15 protein-coding genes are annotated in these 16,223 nt (G+C 71.0%); 8 read left to right on the top strand and 7 right to left on the bottom strand.

Annotated elements, in window-relative coordinates; genetic code table 11:
• Positions 1-14: 14 nt before the first annotated feature.
• The 3 genes from AC068B_RS07935 (at position 15) to hutH (ending at position 3,700) form a co-directional block, all read left to right on the top strand.
• Positions 15-812, top strand: a complete 798-nt coding sequence (locus AC068B_RS07935; protein WP_478669774.1) for an enoyl-CoA hydratase/isomerase family protein — start codon at positions 15-17, stop codon at positions 810-812.
• Between the two features lie 85 nt (positions 813-897).
• Positions 898-2,064, top strand: a complete 1,167-nt coding sequence (locus AC068B_RS07930) for a GGDEF domain-containing protein (RefSeq protein ID WP_478669772.1) — start codon at positions 898-900, stop codon at positions 2,062-2,064.
• A gap of 97 nt (positions 2,065-2,161) precedes the next feature.
• Entirely contained in the window at positions 2,162-3,700 is a 1,539-nt protein-coding gene (hutH, locus tag AC068B_RS07925; protein ID WP_478670288.1) for a histidine ammonia-lyase, read from the top strand.
• Positions 3,701-3,712: 12 nt separating this feature from the next.
• Here the strand turns inward: hutH and AC068B_RS07920 are convergent, their stop codons facing one another.
• Both AC068B_RS07920 and AC068B_RS07915 read right to left on the bottom strand, forming a co-directional pair.
• Positions 3,713-4,480: a polysaccharide deacetylase family protein gene (locus AC068B_RS07920; protein ID WP_478669770.1), complete on the bottom strand. Its 768-nt coding sequence runs from the start codon at positions 4,478-4,480 to the stop codon at positions 3,713-3,715.
• Between the two features lie 163 nt (positions 4,481-4,643).
• On the bottom strand, positions 4,644-5,462 hold the full coding sequence (locus AC068B_RS07915; RefSeq protein ID WP_478669768.1) for an inositol monophosphatase family protein: 819 nt from the start codon (positions 5,460-5,462) through the stop codon (positions 4,644-4,646).
• A gap of 56 nt (positions 5,463-5,518) precedes the next feature.
• Here AC068B_RS07915 and AC068B_RS07910 point away from each other — a divergent pair, with 56 nt between their 5' ends.
• Positions 5,519-6,085 carry a MepB family protein gene (locus tag AC068B_RS07910; protein ID WP_478669767.1) on the top strand — a complete coding sequence of 189 codons (567 nt, stop codon included), beginning with the start codon at positions 5,519-5,521 and terminating at the stop codon, positions 6,083-6,085.
• On the opposite strand, the gene AC068B_RS07905 is transcribed toward AC068B_RS07910, so the two are convergent.
• A complete protein-coding gene (locus AC068B_RS07905; RefSeq protein ID WP_478669764.1) occupies positions 6,079-6,408 on the bottom strand; it encodes a hypothetical protein in 330 nt (109 codons plus the stop codon). The two genes, AC068B_RS07910 and AC068B_RS07905, sit on opposite strands and share 7 nt — an antisense overlap.
• Positions 6,409-6,518: 110 nt before the next feature.
• Here AC068B_RS07905 and AC068B_RS07900 point away from each other — a divergent pair, with 110 nt between their 5' ends.
• Together AC068B_RS07900 and AC068B_RS07895 are read left to right on the top strand one after the other, a co-directional pair.
• Positions 6,519-6,848 (top strand): hypothetical protein, encoded by a 330-nt coding sequence (locus AC068B_RS07900; protein WP_478669762.1) that lies wholly within the window; start codon positions 6,519-6,521, stop codon positions 6,846-6,848.
• A gap of 241 nt (positions 6,849-7,089) precedes the next feature.
• Positions 7,090-8,352 (top strand): L,D-transpeptidase, encoded by a 1,263-nt coding sequence (locus tag AC068B_RS07895; RefSeq protein WP_478669760.1) that lies wholly within the window; start codon positions 7,090-7,092, stop codon positions 8,350-8,352.
• Positions 8,353-8,425: 73 nt separating this feature from the next.
• Here the strand turns inward: AC068B_RS07895 and AC068B_RS07890 are convergent, their stop codons facing one another.
• Positions 8,426-10,039, bottom strand: coding sequence for an InlB B-repeat-containing protein (locus AC068B_RS07890; RefSeq protein ID WP_478669758.1), 1,614 nt, complete (start codon positions 10,037-10,039; stop codon positions 8,426-8,428).
• A gap of 290 nt (positions 10,040-10,329) precedes the next feature.
• Between AC068B_RS07890 and AC068B_RS07885 the strand changes: the two genes are divergently transcribed.
• Positions 10,330-13,680: a S8 family peptidase gene (locus tag AC068B_RS07885; protein WP_478669757.1), complete on the top strand. Its 3,351-nt coding sequence runs from the start codon at positions 10,330-10,332 to the stop codon at positions 13,678-13,680.
• Between the two features lie 18 nt (positions 13,681-13,698).
• Here AC068B_RS07885 and AC068B_RS07880 read toward each other — a convergent pair whose 3' ends face one another.
• Positions 13,699-14,127 carry a YybH family protein gene (locus tag AC068B_RS07880; protein WP_478669755.1) on the bottom strand — a complete coding sequence of 143 codons (429 nt, stop codon included), beginning with the start codon at positions 14,125-14,127 and terminating at the stop codon, positions 13,699-13,701.
• A 24-nt stretch (positions 14,128-14,151) separates the two neighbouring features.
• On the opposite strand from AC068B_RS07880, the gene AC068B_RS07875 reads away from it, so the two are divergent.
• Positions 14,152-14,541 (top strand): winged helix-turn-helix transcriptional regulator, encoded by a 390-nt coding sequence (locus AC068B_RS07875; RefSeq protein WP_478669752.1) that lies wholly within the window; start codon positions 14,152-14,154, stop codon positions 14,539-14,541.
• Here AC068B_RS07875 and AC068B_RS07870 read toward each other — a convergent pair.
• Together AC068B_RS07870 and AC068B_RS07865 are read right to left on the bottom strand one after the other, a co-directional pair.
• Complete coding sequence (locus tag AC068B_RS07870; RefSeq protein WP_478669751.1) at positions 14,513-14,899, bottom strand: VOC family protein; 387 nt, start codon at positions 14,897-14,899, stop codon at positions 14,513-14,515. The genes AC068B_RS07875 and AC068B_RS07870 overlap by 29 nt on opposite strands.
• 185 nt (positions 14,900-15,084) lie before the next feature.
• Complete coding sequence (locus AC068B_RS07865) at positions 15,085-16,137, bottom strand: NAD(P)-dependent alcohol dehydrogenase (protein WP_356251015.1); 1,053 nt, start codon at positions 16,135-16,137, stop codon at positions 15,085-15,087.
• Positions 16,138-16,223 lie beyond the last annotated feature (86 nt).

Here is a 16,223-nt window from a genome sequence, read left to right as displayed (position 1 = left end):
GGTGGAGGAGCGTCATGGGCGACGAGCAGCGGTACGGGGAGTACGTGGCGGTCAGGCGGCACGGCCACGTCGTCGAGCTCGTCCTGGACCGCCCCAAGGCGATGAACGCCGTCTCCTCGGAGATGGCCCGGTCCATCGCCGCCGCCTGCGCCGCCCTCGCCGAGGACCACGACGCCCGCGTCGTCGTCCTGACCTCCACGCACGAGCGGGCCTTCTGCGTGGGCGCCGACCTGAAGGAGCGGAACTCCTTCAGCGACGACGAGTTGCGCCGCCAGCGCCCCACGACCCGTGCCTCGTACACCGGTGTCCTGGAGCTGCCCATGCCCACCGTCGCGGCCGTGCACGGCTTCGCGCTCGGCGGCGGGTTCGAGCTCGCGCTCTCCTGCGACATGATCGTCGCCGACTCGACCGCGGTCGTCGGACTCCCCGAAGTCTCCGTCGGCGTCATCCCGGGGGGTGGTGGCACCCAGCTCCTGCCGCGCCGCGTGGGCGCCGCCCGCGCCGCCGAGCTGATCTTCTCGGCGCGCCGCGTGGAGGCCGCCGAGGCGCGGGAGTTGGGCCTGGTGGACCTGCTGGCGGAGGACGGCGAGGCGCGTACGGAGGCGCTGGCGCTCGGCGCCCGCATCGCGGCCAACTCGCCGGTCGGCCTGCGCGCGGCCAAGCGCGCCCTGCGCCTCGGGCACGGCCTCGACCTGCGGGCCGGTCTGGAGGTCGAGGACGCGGCGTGGCGCACGGTGGCGTTCTCGGGCGACCGGGCGGAGGGCGTCGCGGCCTTCAACGAGAAGCGGAAGCCGCAGTGGCCCGGGGAGTGACACCCCCCGGCTAGCCGAGCAGCCCTGGGGTAGGTTCGCCATGTCCCGAAGTTCCAAAATGCCGCAAACCTCCTAACCTGGGGAAATGGGTGAGGATGTCCGGCTGCGGGCCGTGGTCGAGCTGGCGCAGGGAATGGCCGCCGCGCACACTCCGCGCGAGTCCTGGCGGGCGGCCGCTCTCGGCACCTGTCGCGCGCTGAGCGGGAGTTTCGCCGCACTGTCCGTCTGGGAGCGGGACATGGGGCGCCTGCGGGTCCTGGTGAACGCGGGCCAACGCGTCCACGGCGAGGAAGAGTTCCCGGAGAACGAGGCGTACCCCGTCCACCAGTTCCCGGAGATCACCGAGTTCCTGCACGAGCACTGGGCGGGCGGCGGCGAACCGCACGCCTGGGTCGAGACCGCCGAGGGCCCCGCGGACGCCCGCGAGCCCGGCTACTGCCACCAGCGCGTCGCCGCCCTGCGCCGCCGGGGCCGCGGCTGCTGCGTGGTCGCCCCGGTCGTGCTGCACGGGCGCGCATGGGGCGAGCTGTACGTGGCGCGTCCGCCGGGCGCGTCGGTGTTCGAGCGGGCCGACGCCGACTTCGCGACGGTCCTCGCGGCCGTGGTGGCCGCCGGGATCGCGCAGACCGAGCGCCTGGAGGAGGCGCGCCGCCTGGCCTTCACGGACGCGCTCACGGGGCTCGCCAACCGCCGCGCGGTCGACCTCAGGCTCGACGAGGCGGTGGAGCGGCACCTCGCCGAGGGGGCCGTGGTGAGCCTGGTCGTCTGCGACGTCAACGGGCTCAAGCGGGTCAACGACACCAAGGGCCATGCGGTCGGCGACCGCCTCCTCGAGCGCTTCGGCTCGGTCCTCTCGCTCTGCGGTGCGATGCTGCCGGGGACGCTCGCGGCGCGTCTCGGCGGCGACGAGTTCTGCCTGGTCGCGGTGGGGCCCACCGCCGACGAGGTGGTGCGGGTCGCCGACGAACTCTGCGTACGGGCTTCGGAGTTGGAGCTCGGCGACGGGGTCGCATGCGGTGTGGCGTCGACCGGGGACCCGATCGGGGCGGTGCGCTCGGCCCGCCGCCTCTTCCGGCTCGCCGACGCGGCGCAGTACCGCGCCAAGGCCGCGCGTGCGGCGAAGCCGGTGGTGGCGGGGCGCGAGGGCGTGGACGACCCGGTGGTACGGCTCGCGGACGCGCCCGCGGGGGCGCACCGGGCGGGGGAGCGGCGCACGTTCAGGGGGCGGGGGTCGCGGCCTGCTGGGGGGTAGTGGGGGTGGCTGACCTCGGCGTAAGTGGCTCTTGCCAATTCCACCCGTGACACCTGGCGATTCAGTCCGTACGCTGCTGAATATGGATATGCACAGCGTGGGTACCGTGGCCCTTGGGACGTCCGGGACGACCGCGGCGGACGTCGTCGCCGTCGCGCGCGGCAACGCACGGATCGAACTCTCCGCCGAGGCGCTGACGGCGCTCGCCGCGGCCCGCGGGATCGTCGACGCGCTCGCGGCCAAGCCCGAGCCCGTCTACGGCGTCTCGACCGGCTTCGGCGCCCTGGCCAGCCGCCACATCGGCCCCGACCTCCGCGCCCAGCTGCAGCGCAACATCGTGCGCTCGCACGCGGCAGGCATGGGCCCGCGCGTGGAGCGCGAAGTGGTGCGCGCGCTGATGTTCCTGCGCCTGAAGACGGTCTGCTCCGGCCACACGGGCGTGCGCCCCGAGGTCGCGCAGACGATGGCCGACGTACTGAACGCGGGCATCACGCCGGTCGTCCACGAGTACGGCTCCCTGGGCTGCTCCGGCGACCTCGCGCCGCTCAGCCACTGCGCGATGACGCTGATGGGCGAGGGCGACGCCGAGGGCCCCGACGGCGAGCTGCGGCCCGCGGGCGAGCTGCTCGCCGCGCACGGCATCACGCCGGTCGAGCTGCGCGAGAAGGAGGGCCTGGCCCTCCTGAACGGCACCGACGGCATGCTCGGCATGCTGGTGATGGCCCTCGCCGACCTGGAGACCCTCTACAAGTCGGCCGACATCACCGCCGCCCTGACGCTGGAGGCCCTGCTCGGCACGGACAAGGTCCTCGCGCCCGAGCTGCACGCCATCCGCCCCCACCCGGGCCAGGCCGCCTCCGCCGCCAACATGCTCGCCGTCCTCGCCGGGTCCGGCCTCACCGGCCACCACCAGGACGACGCGCCGCGCGTCCAGGACGCCTACTCGGTGCGGTGCGCGCCGCAGGTCGCGGGCGCGGGCCGGGACACGATGGCCCACGCGCGGCTCGTCGCCGAGCGCGAGCTGGCCGCCGCCGTCGACAACCCCGTCGTACTGCCCGACGGCCGCGTCGAGTCGAACGGAAACTTCCACGGCGCCCCGGTCGCGTACGTCCTGGACTTCCTCGCCATCGCGGCCGCCGACCTCGGCTCGATCGCCGAGCGCCGCACCGACCGGCTGCTCGACAAGAACCGCTCGCACGGCCTGCCGCCGTTCCTCGCGGACGACGCGGGCGTCGACTCGGGCCTGATGATCGCCCAGTACACGCAGGCGGCCCTGGTCAGCGAGATGAAGCGGCTCGCGGTCCCGGCCTCGGCCGACTCGATCCCGTCCTCCGCCATGCAGGAGGACCACGTCTCCATGGGCTGGTCCGCGGCCCGCAAGCTGCGCACCACGGTCGACAACCTCGCCCGCATCGTGGCGATCGAGCTGTACGCGGCCACGCGCGCCGTCGAACTCCGCGAGGGCCTCACCCCGGCGCCCGCGACGCAGGCGGTCATCGAAGCCGTCCGCAAGGCGGGCGTCGAGGGCCCCGGCCCGGACCGCTTCCTCGCGCCGGACCTGGCGGCGGCGGACGCGTTCGTCAGGTCGGGCGCGCTCGTGACGGCGGTCGAGCCGGTGACGGGGCCGCTGGCCTAGCAGCTCGGGGCCCTAGCGCACCGGGAAGCCGAAGGTGTAGCCCTGCGCCTTGAGCTGCGGGAGCAGTCGGCGCAGGGCCTCGACGGTCTGGGTGCGGTCGCCGCCGGCGTCGTGGAAGAGGAGGGTCGGACCGTTGGGCAGTTCACGCTCGACGGTCGCGACGATGGCGTCCGTGCCCGGGCGTTCGAAGTCCTTGGTGTCCACGTTCCAGCCCAGCGGGCGCATGCCGCGGTCGGCGGCGAGCTTGCGGCTGTAGGGGGTGAACGCCCCGCCGGGCGCCCGGTAGTACATCGGCCGGACGCCGCCGGACGCCTTGGTGATCATGCGTTCGGCGTCGAGTATCTGCTGGGACTGGTAGGCCTGGGTGTCCTTGTCCATGCCGGTGTTGTGCGACACCGAGTGGTCGCACAGCCGGTGCCCGGCCGCGACGACCTTCTTCACGACGTCCGGGTTGGCCTGCGCCTGCGTCCCCACCATGCAGAACGTGGCCTTCACCCCGTTCTCCCGCAGCAGGTCGAGCATTTGAGGGGTCCACTTGGGGTCGGGGCCGTCGTCGATGGTGATGTTGACGCCGCGCTTCCCCTTCTCCGAGGCGTGCGCGATGGTCGACGAGACCGGCTTGACGCCGGGTCGGGCCGGTGCGGTCGCCTCCGGTGACGCGTCGTCCGCGTCACCGGCCTGCGCGGTCCACACCGAGGCGCCGGTGGCGAGCATCGTCACCCCGAGCGCAGCCCCGATCAACTTGCCGTACCAGCCCCGCCCACCGCTGTGCCGTGCCATGCCCGCCCCTTTGCCAAGTCCTCGCCGAACCCCCGGTCGCCGCGTTGCGGCCACCCGGCAGGACGAGTCACGGAGCCGAAGGGATGCGCCTGTTACGGATCACGGACAATTCCGATGAAGATCGCGGACAACTCCCCGCGGGCGGGGGCGCCTCCCGGAGCCGCTAGCCGCCGATCATCGACATCAGCAGCCCGTGGGTCCCGGCGTCGGCCGCCACCACGAGACCGCGGCCCGCAGGCCCCGGCGGGGCGCCGTCAACTCCGGTGACCACGCAGCCCGCTGCCCGGCACAGGGCGATCCCGGCGGCGAAGTGCACGCTCTCGGACAGGTCACCGCCATCGGTGACGTACGCGGCCCGCCTGCCCGCCGCGACCCACGCCAACGCCAGCGTCGTGGACACGACCCGGGGCCGGAACCGCGCCACGAAGCCGGGGTGGGCCAGCAGGTCCACGCCGCGGAATCCGGGCGCACCGGGGAACGGCGGATCGAGGTTGACGTCGACGAGCCGGGTGTCGGGGGTGGGGGCCAACAACGCGTCGACACCCTCGGATCCCTCGTAGTGCCGCACGCGGGCGGACGTGCCGTCCGTGTGGAAGACCTCGCCGCTGAACGGGTCCGCCACCGCCGCCGCCCCGTCGCGCAGCGCCACGTTGACGGCCACGAGCATGGTGCCGACGGCGTAGTTCAACGTTCCGCAGAGGGGATCCACCATCCACTGGCGCGCGGCGTCGGCGGCGCCCCGCTGCCCGCCCTCCTCGCCGAGCACGGAGTCGTCGGGCCGCGCGGCCCGGATGACGTCGAGGATCGCCTTCTCGGCCGCCAGGTCCGCCTCGGTGGCGAAGTCGCCCGCGCCCTTGTCGATACGGGCGAGCCGTCGGCCGTACAGGCCGCGCACGACGTCCGCGCCCGCACGGGCCGCGGCTATCGCGACTTCGGCGTCACCGGATCTACCGGAGTCCGTATACGTGTCTGAGCTGGTCATACGGCGCAGAGTAGCCGTCGGCGGGCTTGGTCCACTTCCCGTGACAGGGTGGACGGATGACAGTGAACCGAGCGTGTCCTTCGGCCGATCTCATGGCGGCGAAGGCACTCGTCTACGACCCCTGCGGGTTCGTCTGGTCGCAGCCGGTGCCCGAGGCGGAGGGCGCCGACTACGCCGCCCAGATATTCACGCTCGACGGTCTGCGCGTCCGCTTCCGCGAGGCCAGGACGACGCCGACCAAGGTCGGCCAGTTCGTCACCGTCTGGCTGAGGTCCGCCGCCGGACCCATCCGGCCCTTCGACGGCACGGACCCCGTCGACCTGTTCGTCATCAGCAGCCGCGATCAGGGCCACTTCGGCCAGTTCGTCTTCCCTGTGGACGCGCTCCGCGCACACGGTGTCGTGGCGACGAACGGCTCCGGCGGCAAGCGCGCCTTCCGCGTCTACCCGCCCTGGGTGGCCACCACCAACCGGCAGGCGGAGAGGGCGCAGTCGTGGCAGGTGGAGTTCTTCCTGCCGGTGTACGAGAAAGAGAACGAGGCCGGGAAAGCGAACGGCTCCACCGACCTCGCCCGAGCCCGGGAGCTCTACCACCCGCAGCGAGGCGCCCTCGGGCCTCAGTAGGCCGCGCTGCCGCGCCCACCGCTCTCGCCGTCGCGTTCCCTGCGTACCGAGAACACCACGAAGCCCGCGCCCAGGCCCAGGAACGCCGTGCCGCCGACGACGTACGGCGTCGTGTCGAAGCCGCCGCCCGTCTCCGCGAGGCGCCCCGAGGCCGCGGAGGCCGTTTCGTGGCGGTTCGAGGGAGCGGAGGGATTCGAGGAATTCGAGGAATTCGAGGAGGGGGCCGCGTCGGGCGACGTCGCGTTGGCGGAGGGGACGAAGCACAGGGCGCCGAGCAGGGCTCCGGCGGCGGCGGTGGTCAGCAGTGATCGGCGTGCGGACACGGAATCGGATCCCCCTTGTGGCGCTGGCGAATTGGCCGTGTGGGGCGATGCTAATGAAAGGTGCGGGTCGCGGGAAAGTCGCGAGCTCCCGGGGCCGTACCCTCCGTCGTATGAGTGGAGACGAGACATCACGGTTTGTACGGCTGCGGGTGGAAATGGTCGTCGAGGTGGGTGACGCCGAGAAGCTGACCGGCGCCGCGCTGGCCCACATCGGCGAGGACGAGCAGATGCCCGGCGAGGAGCGGGCGCACGCCGAGGCCGCCGTCCAGGAGGACGTCGCCGAGGCGCTCGCCTACCTCGTGGACCCCTTCGACCTGGTCAGCCACGTGCCCGGCACCGAGCTCACCCAGGCCTCGTGGAGCAGCGAGTCGATCGACTACGACCCCGATTCGCCGGACTGGGACCCGGACGAGGATGATGGCGAGAACGACGAGTTGTAGCCCGGATTGAAGAATCCGGAACCGGGAACCCCGGGCAGCAACCGCCGCCCGGGGTTCCGTCGTCTCACCCTGCACGGACGGCACGGGGGACGACGCGAGACAATTCCAGTACCGCGAACGTGGTGTTCCCCACACTCTTCGCGGTTGTGGAACGGGACGAACCGGGCAGGACGTTATGCGGGATTGCAGGGGGACTCTCGGGGTTGGCTCTGGGGATTCGGCAACTATGGAGATGCGTGTGATGACGGACAGTAGGCGTCGCGGGCTCGGGCGCGGGCGCAAGAGCGTCGCGGCCGTATCCGCTCTGGTGAGCGGCGTGCTCGTGCTCTCGGCGTGCAGCAGCGACGACGGCGACAAGGCTTCGGGCGGCAAGGAGTCGCAGAACCAGGTCGACGAGGCGGCGGCCAAGAAGACCTCTGCCGCCCAGATCAAGATCGCGCCGAAGAACGGCTCCGACAACGCAAGCATCAACAGCGCGGCCGCTGTCACGGTCAGCGACGGCACGCTCACCGACGTGACGATGAAGAGCGACGGCGGCACCGCCGTGGCCGGAAAAATATCTGCGGACAAGAAGAGCTGGAAGCCCAGCGCCCAGCTCGAGCGCGCCACGAAGTACAAGATCTCGGCGACCGCCAAGGACTCCGAGGGCCGCAAGGCGCACGAGAACTCGTCGTTCACGACCGTCTCGAAGGCCAACAGCTTCATCGGCAGCTTCACGCCCGAGGACGGCTCCACCGTCGGCGTCGGCATGCCCGTGTCGATCAACTTCGACAAGGCGATCACCAACAAGAAGGACGTCCAGTCCTCGATCAAGGTGTCGTCCACCGGCGGGCAGGAGATCTCCGGCCACTGGTTCGGCGCGAACCGCCTGGACTTCCGGCCCGAGGACTACTGGAAGGGCAACACCACCGTCACCCTGAAGCTGGACCTCGACGGCGTCGAGGGCTCCGACGGGGTCTATGGCGTGCAGCAGAAGACCGTCCAGTTCAAGATCGGACGCAACCAGGTATCCGTCGTCGACGCCAAGACGAAGCAGATGAAGGTCATGCGGGACGGCAAGGTCGTCAAGACCATCCCGATCTCCGCGGGCTCGCCCGAGAACAAGACGTACAAGGGCAAGATGGTGATCTCCGAGAAGTTCAAGGAGACCCGGATGGACGGCGCGACCGTCGGCTTCAAGGACGGCGACGGCAAGGGCGAGTACGACATCAAGGACGTGCCGCACGCCATGCGCCTGTCGAACTCCGGCACGTTCATCCACGGCAACTACTGGGGCTCGCCCTCCATCTTCGGCGGCGCCAACACCAGCCACGGCTGCATCGGCCTCCAGGACGCCAAGGGCGCGGGCGACAAGAGCACCCCGGGCTCCTGGTTCTTCGAGAACTCGATCACCGGTGACGTCGTCGACGTCCGCAACACCGGCGACAAGACCATCTCCCCGGACAACGGCCTCAACGGCTGGAACATGGACTGGGCGCAGTGGAAGGCCGGCTCCGCCGTCTGATCCCTGAGCACGGTCGTACGGAAGCGGCCCGCACCCCGTGAAGGGTGCGGGCCGCTTCCTGCGTGCCCGGCTCTCATGCCCCGGTCGGCGTGAAGACCGCGCTGATCGTGTACGGGCGGTCCATCGTCATCGTCACGTTCTCGTCCGTGATGTCGTGGCGCCTGCCGTCGACGATCCAGCCGCTGACGCGGTATCCGGCCGCGGGCTTCGCCGTGACGCCCACCGTGGTCCCGGGTGCGTAGGGGCCGTGGACGGCGGGGCGGACCGTGCCGTTCGGGCTCGCGTCGATCGTGAGCCGGTGCCGGACGCGGTCCACCTTCAGCTCGCGGTAGCCCGCGACGATGGGGGCGGTCCTGCGGGCCAGCGCGGCGTTGTTGTTGTTCTCGTCGCCCAGGGGCTGACCGTCGACCGTGTTCTCGGTGTTCGAGTACTGGTTGACGGGGCTGCACGGCTTGCCGCAGCTGTCCGCGTAGGCCATCAGGGAGTGGTAGTCGCGGCGCGGGGTGATCCACCCCGTTCCCGCGGGGGAGTTGAGCAGCTCGCGGTAGCCGCCCGAGGGGTCCTGCCGGTCGAGGGTGACGCGGTCGTGGAACAGACCCAGGTTGTGGCCGAGTTCGTGCCCGAGGTTGTACCACTCGCTGAGTGACTGGACGTCGACGGCCGAGTAGGCCAGCTCGTCGTCCAGGTGGCCCCTGGTGGGCAGGCTGGCCTGGCCCGAGGAGCCCACGGGCACGTCGTTGATGACGGTGACCAGGTCGACGCCCAGCTCCTCGCGGTGGCGGTGTGCGGTGGCGCCCAGGTCGCGGTCCCGCGGGTCGGAGAGCTTTTCGAGCATGCGGGCGGCGGTCTGGTTGCCGCTGTAGCCGGTGTCGTAGCGGCCCACGACGTCGATCCTGGCCGCGACGTTGCTGTCGGCCAGGGCCTGGTTCATATAGGACTCGGCCATCCCGATGCGGGCCGCCATCGCCTGCTCGCCGCCCACCCGGCGCATCGCGGGCGGGGTGTACCCGGCGAGGACGTCGATGACGACCGGGTTCGCCGGGTCGGCCGGGGCGCGGTCCTCCAGGGAGTCGTGCAGCTCCCGGGCGGCGCGCTCGTCGAGGGTGCCGTTGTCGGGCGCGGGGTGGCGGCGCGCGCCGGGGTTCTCCTCGGTGATCCGCAGTCGCGGGCGCTCTCCCGGCAGGGTGGTGACGTGGTACGTGCGCGCCCCCAGGTCGACCATGGCGTCGACGGCGGGCCGGTTCTGCTGGTTCTGCTGGTTCTTCTGGTTCTGCTGGGCGGGCCGGGACTCGATGACGGGGCGGGTCGCCTTCGTGGGGCGGCACACGTGGCTCGCCGAGATCACCGCCTGCTGCTCAGGGGCCCCCTTGACGTGACCGGTCCACGTGACGGTGTCCTCCTTCGCCTCGCGGCCGTCCTGGACGAGCGTGATCCGCACGCCGGGGAACAGGTCGAGGGCGTGCTCGGTGGCCCGGCCGAAGCCGCCGGCCGAGCACAGCCACCGGTAGTCGGCGACGTCGAGGGCGACCGTGCGCTCTCTGAGGACGTCCTTCTCGTTCGCGGTCGGTCTTGGGCCCGAAGGGTGGGGTTCGGCGACCGCCACGGCCGTGGTGAGGGTCAGGGCGGCGGCGCACAGGCAGGCCAGCCGGATCGCGCCGCGCGGGCGCAGGGAGGGCATCGGGATCATGGCGCTTGTCGTTCCACTGCGGGGGTGTGCGGCAACCGGGGGCCGCGGGTACGTCACCCGAGCGCGCGCCCGTGGCACTCACACGGCTGCGTCCATTCCGGCCACCGGGAAATGGGGAACGCGGTGATCCGCATTTCGGAATTGCCCTGATCCGGCCAATTGCCGTTAAGGCGTCATGAATTTCGGTCAGCCTCAACTCTGTACTTCTGTCCCGCTATTGAGCAGGTGTAGCCCCCTCGGCATACTTCGACATCCAGGGGGCGGGAGCCCCTATACCTCCAGGGGGAGACTTGCGCAGACAAGTGAAGAGAGCATGCGGGGCCAGTATCGCCGCGGCGGTGGCCGTGGCGCTCGCGGCGGGCATGACCAGCCCGGCTGCCGCGGACCCCGCCCCCGCGGGGCACACGGTCCAGGCCGAGGGCGGCCTCGGCAAGGGCGCGGGCAAGACCCGCGTCACGCTGATCACCGGCGACCGTGCCGTCCTCGACGCCAACGGCCGCGTGGTCGGCATCGACCGTGCCAAGGGGCGGGAGCACATCCCCGTACAGGTGCGGCGCAGCGGCGGACACACGCTGCTGATACCCGCCGACGCGCAGCGCCTGATAGCCGACGGCACCCTCGACCGGCGCCTTTTCGACGTCACGGAGCTGAACAAGAAGCGCAACCGTGCGGCCCAGAAGAAGGCCCTGAAGGTCATCGTCGGCTACAAGGGAGCCGCCGCCACGACCAAGGCCGAGGTCCGCGGAGCCGGTGACACCACCGTCCGCAGGAGCCTGAAGGCGCTGAACGCCGACGCGGTCAGCACGCCGAAACAGGACGCGACCGACCTGTGGGCCGCGCTCACCAGCGGCAAGGACGGCGCCCGCACCGCGGCGTCCGGCATCAGCCACGTCTGGTTCGACGGCGTCCGCAAGGCGAGCCTCGACAAGAGCGTCAAGCAGATCGGCGCCGACAAGGCGTGGGCCGCCGGATACGACGGCAAGGGCGTCAAGATCGCCGTGCTGGACACCGGTGTCGACGCCACCCACCCGGACCTCAAGGACCAGGTGATCGCCGAGAAGAACTTCACGGAGTCGGCCGACGCCAAGGACCGCTACGGCCACGGCACCCACGTCGCGTCCATCGCGGCCGGGACGGGCGCCAAGTCCGGCGGGAAGTTCAAGGGCGTCGCGCCCGGCGCCAAGCTGCTCAACGGCAAGGTCCTCGGCGACGACGGCTACGGCGAGGACTCCGGCATCATCGCCGCCATGGACTGGGCGGCCGCAGAGGGCGCCGACGTCGTCAACCTGAGCCTCGGCGGCTCCGACGCCCCCGGCATCGACCCCCTCGAAGCGCAGGTCGACAAGCTCTCCGCGGAGAAGGGCATCCTCTTCGCGATCGCCGCGGGCAACGACGGCGAGCCCGGCTCGGTCGGCTCCCCGGGCAGCGCGGACGCCGCCCTCACCGTGGGCGCGGTCGACGACAACGACAAGCTGGCGGACTTCTCCAGCCAGGGCCCGCGGGTCGGCGACGGCGCGATCAAGCCCGACGTGACCGCGCCCGGCGTCGACATCACGGCCGCCGCCGCGCCCGGCTCCGTCATCGAGAAGGAGGTCGGCCAGAACCCCGAGGGCTATCTGACGATCTCCGGTACGTCGATGGCGACCCCGCACGTGGCGGGCGCCGCCGCCCTGCTCAAGCAGCAGCACCCGGAGTGGAAGCACGACGAGCTCAAGGGCGCGCTCACCGGTTCCACCAAGGGCGGCAAGTACACGGCGTTCCAGCAGGGTTCGGGGCGCATCGCCGTCGACAAGGCCATCAAGCAGACCGTGATCGCCGACCCGGTGTCGGTGAGCTTCGGCACGCAGCAGTGGCCGCACACCGACGACAAGCCGGTCACCAAGAAGGTGACGTACAAGAACCTCGGCAAGGACGAGGTCACCCTCGACCTCGCCGTGGACGCCACCGACCCGAAGGGCAACCCCGCCCCCGCGGGCTTCTTCACCCTCGGCGCGAAGAAGGTGACCGTCCCCGCGGGCGGCACCGCCTCCGTCGACCTGACGGCCGACTCCAAGCTGGGCGGCACGGTCGACGGCTCGTACTCCGCGTACGTCGTGGCGAGCGGCGGCGGCCAGTCCGTGCGCACGGCCGCCGCGGTCGACCGCGAGGTGGAGTCGTACGACCTCACGGTGAAGCACCTCGGCCGTGACGGACAGCCGACGAAGCACTACAACGACTCGGTCCAGGGCCTGACCGGCGCGGCCAGGGGCGCGGACTTCGACACGTACGACCCCTCCGGCACCTTCAAGGTCCGTGTGCCCAAGGGCAGTTACGTCCTCGACTCGAACATCGCGGTCGACCTCGCGGACCTCAGCAAGGGTGTCGACTGGCTCGCCCAGCCGAAGGTGGACGTCACCAAGAACACCACGGTCACGGTGGACGCGCGGACCGCGAAGCCGGTCGACATCAGCGTGCCCGCGACCGATGTGAAGGGCGTCCTCGCCGCACCCGACTACACGGTCGAGACGGCGGACTTCAGCAGCAGCTTCGGCTGGCTGATGGACGAGTACAAGAACTTCCGCACCGGCGCCGTCGGTGCCGCCCCGACCGGCGTCAAGCTCAGCCAGACGTGGTCGGGCGTCTGGACCAAGGGCGACAACACCGAGTACAACGTCCTCTCCGGCACCGCGGTGAAGCACGTCGCCACGGGCTACACCAAGCACTACAAGGCGAGCGAGCTGGCCACGGTCAAGGCCGGGCTCGGCGCGGCCGCGAGCGGCAAGACGGGCTCGCTGCGCGCGGCCGGTGAGCTGCCCGTCGGCAGCGGCACCTGGTCCGTCTCCGTCCCGACGAAGCTGCCCACGGACCGCACGCTGTACGTGTCCACCGGGGACAAGGTCAAGTGGGGCCTGGAGTTCGAGCAGGACGGTCCGGTCGACCCGGAGGGCTGGCCGACCGTCGAGGCCGGGTACTCGCTGGGCACCCCGCAGACCTTCAAGGCGGGCACGACCTACGAGAAGACGTTCAACACGGCCGTCTTCGGCCCCCGCATCGGCGGTCAGTACGGCGTCTACCGGCGCGGCAACGAGATCGAGGGCTACCTCCCGCTCTTCGCCGACGGCAAGACCCACGCGGGCTACTCGAAGTTGACGTCGGTGAAGACGACGCTGTCCCGCAACGGCACCCAGATCGGCGAGAACGACGACCCGCTGGTCGGCGACAAGCCGTTCAAGGTGCCGTCGGGCGACGCCGCGTACAAGCTGTCGACGTCCGTGAAGCGCAGCGTCAAGGTGGGCGCGGCCTCAACGCGGATCGACGCGAGCTTCAGCTTCCGCTCCAAGAAGGTGGACGAGGCGAAGCTGCCGGTCTCCACGGTGCGGTTCGGCCCGAAGGTCGGCCTGGACAGCCGTGCGAAGGCCGACGAGAAGCAGTCGGTGCCGGTCACGGTCCAGGGCGCGGCGGCGGGCTCGAACCTCAAGTCCCTTGCCGTGTACGTCTCCTACGACTACGGCCAGACCTGGAAGAAGGCCACGGTCACCAACGGCAAGATCTCCGTGAAGAACCCGGCGAAGAACAAGGCCATCTCGTTCCACGCCAAGATCGCGGACAAGAAGGGCAACAAGTCGACGCTGTCGATCTACAACGCGTTCTACAGCAAGTAGACGCACCCCCGGCGTCGGCTAACGGCTGACACCTGACGGCGCGGCACCGAACGGACTGTCGATCACATATCGCCAGCACCCGTCGGTGCCGCGTCGTACCACGTCGGTGGCCGTGGACCGGGCCTCACCCGCGCCGATCTCCCAGTCGACGACGAGCAGCGCGACGTCCCCCGCGACGTGCACGTGCCGGGGCCGCACGGAGATCGGCAGGCCGAGGGCGAGGAAGGGCGCGTTCGCGGCGGCGATCTCCGCACCACCGTGCACGGCGTCCCCCGACTCGGGCACGAAGGCGGCCCGCTCCTCGTAGAGCTCGCGCACGGCCTGCGGATCCCCGCTGTTGAACCGCGCCGCGAAGGCCTCGGGGACGTCCTCGGGCCGCGTGGGCAGGGCGGACACCGTCCGGTCGGCCGGGCTTTCGGTCATGCTGTTGCTCATGCTCTCGGTCATGACCGAACCGTAGGAGGCCCCCTCGTGACTCACCGAACGGTAAGCGCCGCACGCCCCGGGCTGCCCGACGACGCCCTGGCCGAGGTCGCCGCCCCGAGCCCCGACTGCCCCGTGGAGATCACGCTTGCGGCGCTGCGCGGCCGCTGGACCACGCTCGTCGTCCGCGAGCTGCTGCGCAGAGACACCCACACGTATGGCGAACTGTCCGCAGCGCTCCCGCAGTTGTCCGACAAGACGCTGACCGAGCGTCTGGCGCAGTTGGTCGCAGCGGGCGCGGTCCACCGCACCCGGACCCCCGGCTGGCCCTCCACGGTGACCTATGAACTCACCGCGCGCGGCCGCGAGCTGGGGCCGGTTCTGCAGGCGCTGTGGGACTGGGGAGAGATCAGCTCCCGGAGCCGTAGGGCCTGGTGATGATCTCCAGGTTGTGGCCGTTCGGGTCGTCCCAGTAGACGCCGCGGCCGCCGTCGTTGGTGTTGGTCTCGTTGACGCGCTGGTGGTACGGGTCGGCCCAGTAGGTGAGGCCGCGGCTCTTGATGCGCCCGAAGATCTCGTCGAACTCGTCCTCGGAGACGAGGAAGGCGTAGTGCTGGGTCGCGATCGGCCCGCCGTCGCTCTCGTAGAAGTCGAGGGTCACGCCGTTGGGGATCTCCACCGGGATGAAGGGGCCGTACTGGGGGCTCACCTCCAGGCCCAGGATGTCCGCGAGGAACTGGGCGGACTCCTTCTTGTCCCGCGCCGCGACGATGGTGTGGTTCAGCTCGATCGACATCGTGTGACCTCCCGGGTCTGCCGTCCTACCGTTGCCCTGTGCCCTGTGGTGGCACGGGCAACGGTAGGACGGCAGAGCGGGCGCCGTATCGGTCGGCGGGTCCGGCGCGGTGCGCCATGGGGCCTAGGCCCCACGGCCGAGACGGCTTCAGGCCACACGGATCGCCGGAAGGCGGATCGCCGACGTCAGATCGTCGCGGTGTCGATCACGAAGCGGTAGCGCACGTCGCTGGCGAGGACCCGCTCGTACGCCTCGTTGATCTGGTCGGCGCGGATCAGCTCGATCTCCGAGCCGAGCCCGTGCGCGGCGCAGAAGTCCAGCATCTCCTGCGTCTCCTGGATGCCGCCGATGCCGGAGCCCGCGAGGGTCTTGCGGCCTGCGATCACGGAGAACAGGTTGAGGGAGACCGGCTCCTCGGGGGCGCCGACGTTCACGAAGGCGCCGTCCGTGCGCAGCAGGCCCAGGTACTTGTCCAGGGGAAGCGGCGCCGAGACCGTCGAGAGGATCAGGTCGAAGGAGCCCGTGAGCTGCTCGAACGTGGCGTCGTCGCTGGTCGCGTAGTAGTGGTCGGCGCCCAGCTTCAGGCCGTCGTCCTTCTTGCGCAGGGTCTGCGAAAGGACGGTGACCTCGGCGCCCATGGCGTGCGCGATCTTGACGGCCATGTGGCCGAGACCGCCGAGGCCGACGACGGCGACCTTCTTGCCGGGGCCCGCGTGCCAGTGCGCGAGCGGGGAGTACGTCGTGATGCCCGCGCAGAGCAGCGGGGCGGCCACGTCGAGGGAGAGCCCGTCGGGGATGCGGACGGTGAACGCCTCGTCCACGACGATGTGCGTGGAGTAGCCGCCGTAGGTCGGCTCGCCGTTCTTGTCGAGCGCGTTGTACGTGCCGATGTTGCCCTGCGCGCAGTACTGCTCCAGGCCTGCCTTGCAGTTCTCGCACTCGCGGCAGGAGTCGACCATGCAGCCGACGCCGACGCGGTCACCCACGGTGAACTTGGTGACACCGGGGCCGACCTCGGTGACGACACCGGCGATCTCGTGGCCGGGCACCATCGGATAGATGCCCTTGCCCCAGCCGTCGCGGGCCTGGTGAATGTCCGAGTGGCAGATACCGGCGTACTTGATGTCGATCAGGACGTCGAACTCGCCGACGGCGCGGCGCGGCACGGTGGTCCGCTCCAGGGGCGCCTCGGGGGCGGGAGCGGCGTAGGCGGAAACGGTGGTGATCTGCTCAGTCATGTCCTCGAGGCTGCCACTGACCTGCGGTGTCACCCAGACACCCGTTCTGCCTACGACCACTGTGCCTACCACTGGCGGGGTCAGGC

The sequence above is a fragment of the Streptomyces sp. NPDC042371 genome, assembly GCF_056437465.1.
Note: the sequence above shows the minus strand (reverse complement) of the source record. Positions and strands in the feature narration are given on the sequence as shown.

Bases quoted from the DNA above. Each gene is read 5' to 3' on its own strand.
- AC068B_RS07935 (WP_478669774.1), top strand. From the start codon at position 15: ATGGGCGACGAGCAGCGGTACGGGGAGTACGTGGCGGTCAGGCGGCAC.
- AC068B_RS07930 (WP_478669772.1), top strand. From the start codon at position 898: ATGGGTGAGGATGTCCGGCTGCGGGCCGTGGTCGAGCTGGCGCAGGGA.
- AC068B_RS07920 (WP_478669770.1), bottom strand. From the start codon at position 4,480: ATGGCACGGCACAGCGGTGGGCGGGGCTGGTACGGCAAGTTGATCGGG.
- AC068B_RS07915 (WP_478669768.1), bottom strand. From the start codon at position 5,462: ATGACCAGCTCAGACACGTATACGGACTCCGGTAGATCCGGTGACGCC.
- AC068B_RS07910 (WP_478669767.1), top strand. From the start codon at position 5,519: ATGACAGTGAACCGAGCGTGTCCTTCGGCCGATCTCATGGCGGCGAAG.
- AC068B_RS07900 (WP_478669762.1), top strand. From the start codon at position 6,519: ATGAGTGGAGACGAGACATCACGGTTTGTACGGCTGCGGGTGGAAATG.
- AC068B_RS07895 (WP_478669760.1), top strand. From the start codon at position 7,090: ATGACGGACAGTAGGCGTCGCGGGCTCGGGCGCGGGCGCAAGAGCGTC.
- AC068B_RS07890 (WP_478669758.1), bottom strand. From the start codon at position 10,039: ATGATCCCGATGCCCTCCCTGCGCCCGCGCGGCGCGATCCGGCTGGCC.
- AC068B_RS07880 (WP_478669755.1), bottom strand. From the start codon at position 14,127: ATGACCGAGAGCATGAGCAACAGCATGACCGAAAGCCCGGCCGACCGG.
- AC068B_RS07870 (WP_478669751.1), bottom strand. From the start codon at position 14,899: ATGTCGATCGAGCTGAACCACACCATCGTCGCGGCGCGGGACAAGAAG.
- AC068B_RS07865 (WP_356251015.1), bottom strand. From the start codon at position 16,137: ATGACTGAGCAGATCACCACCGTTTCCGCCTACGCCGCTCCCGCCCCC.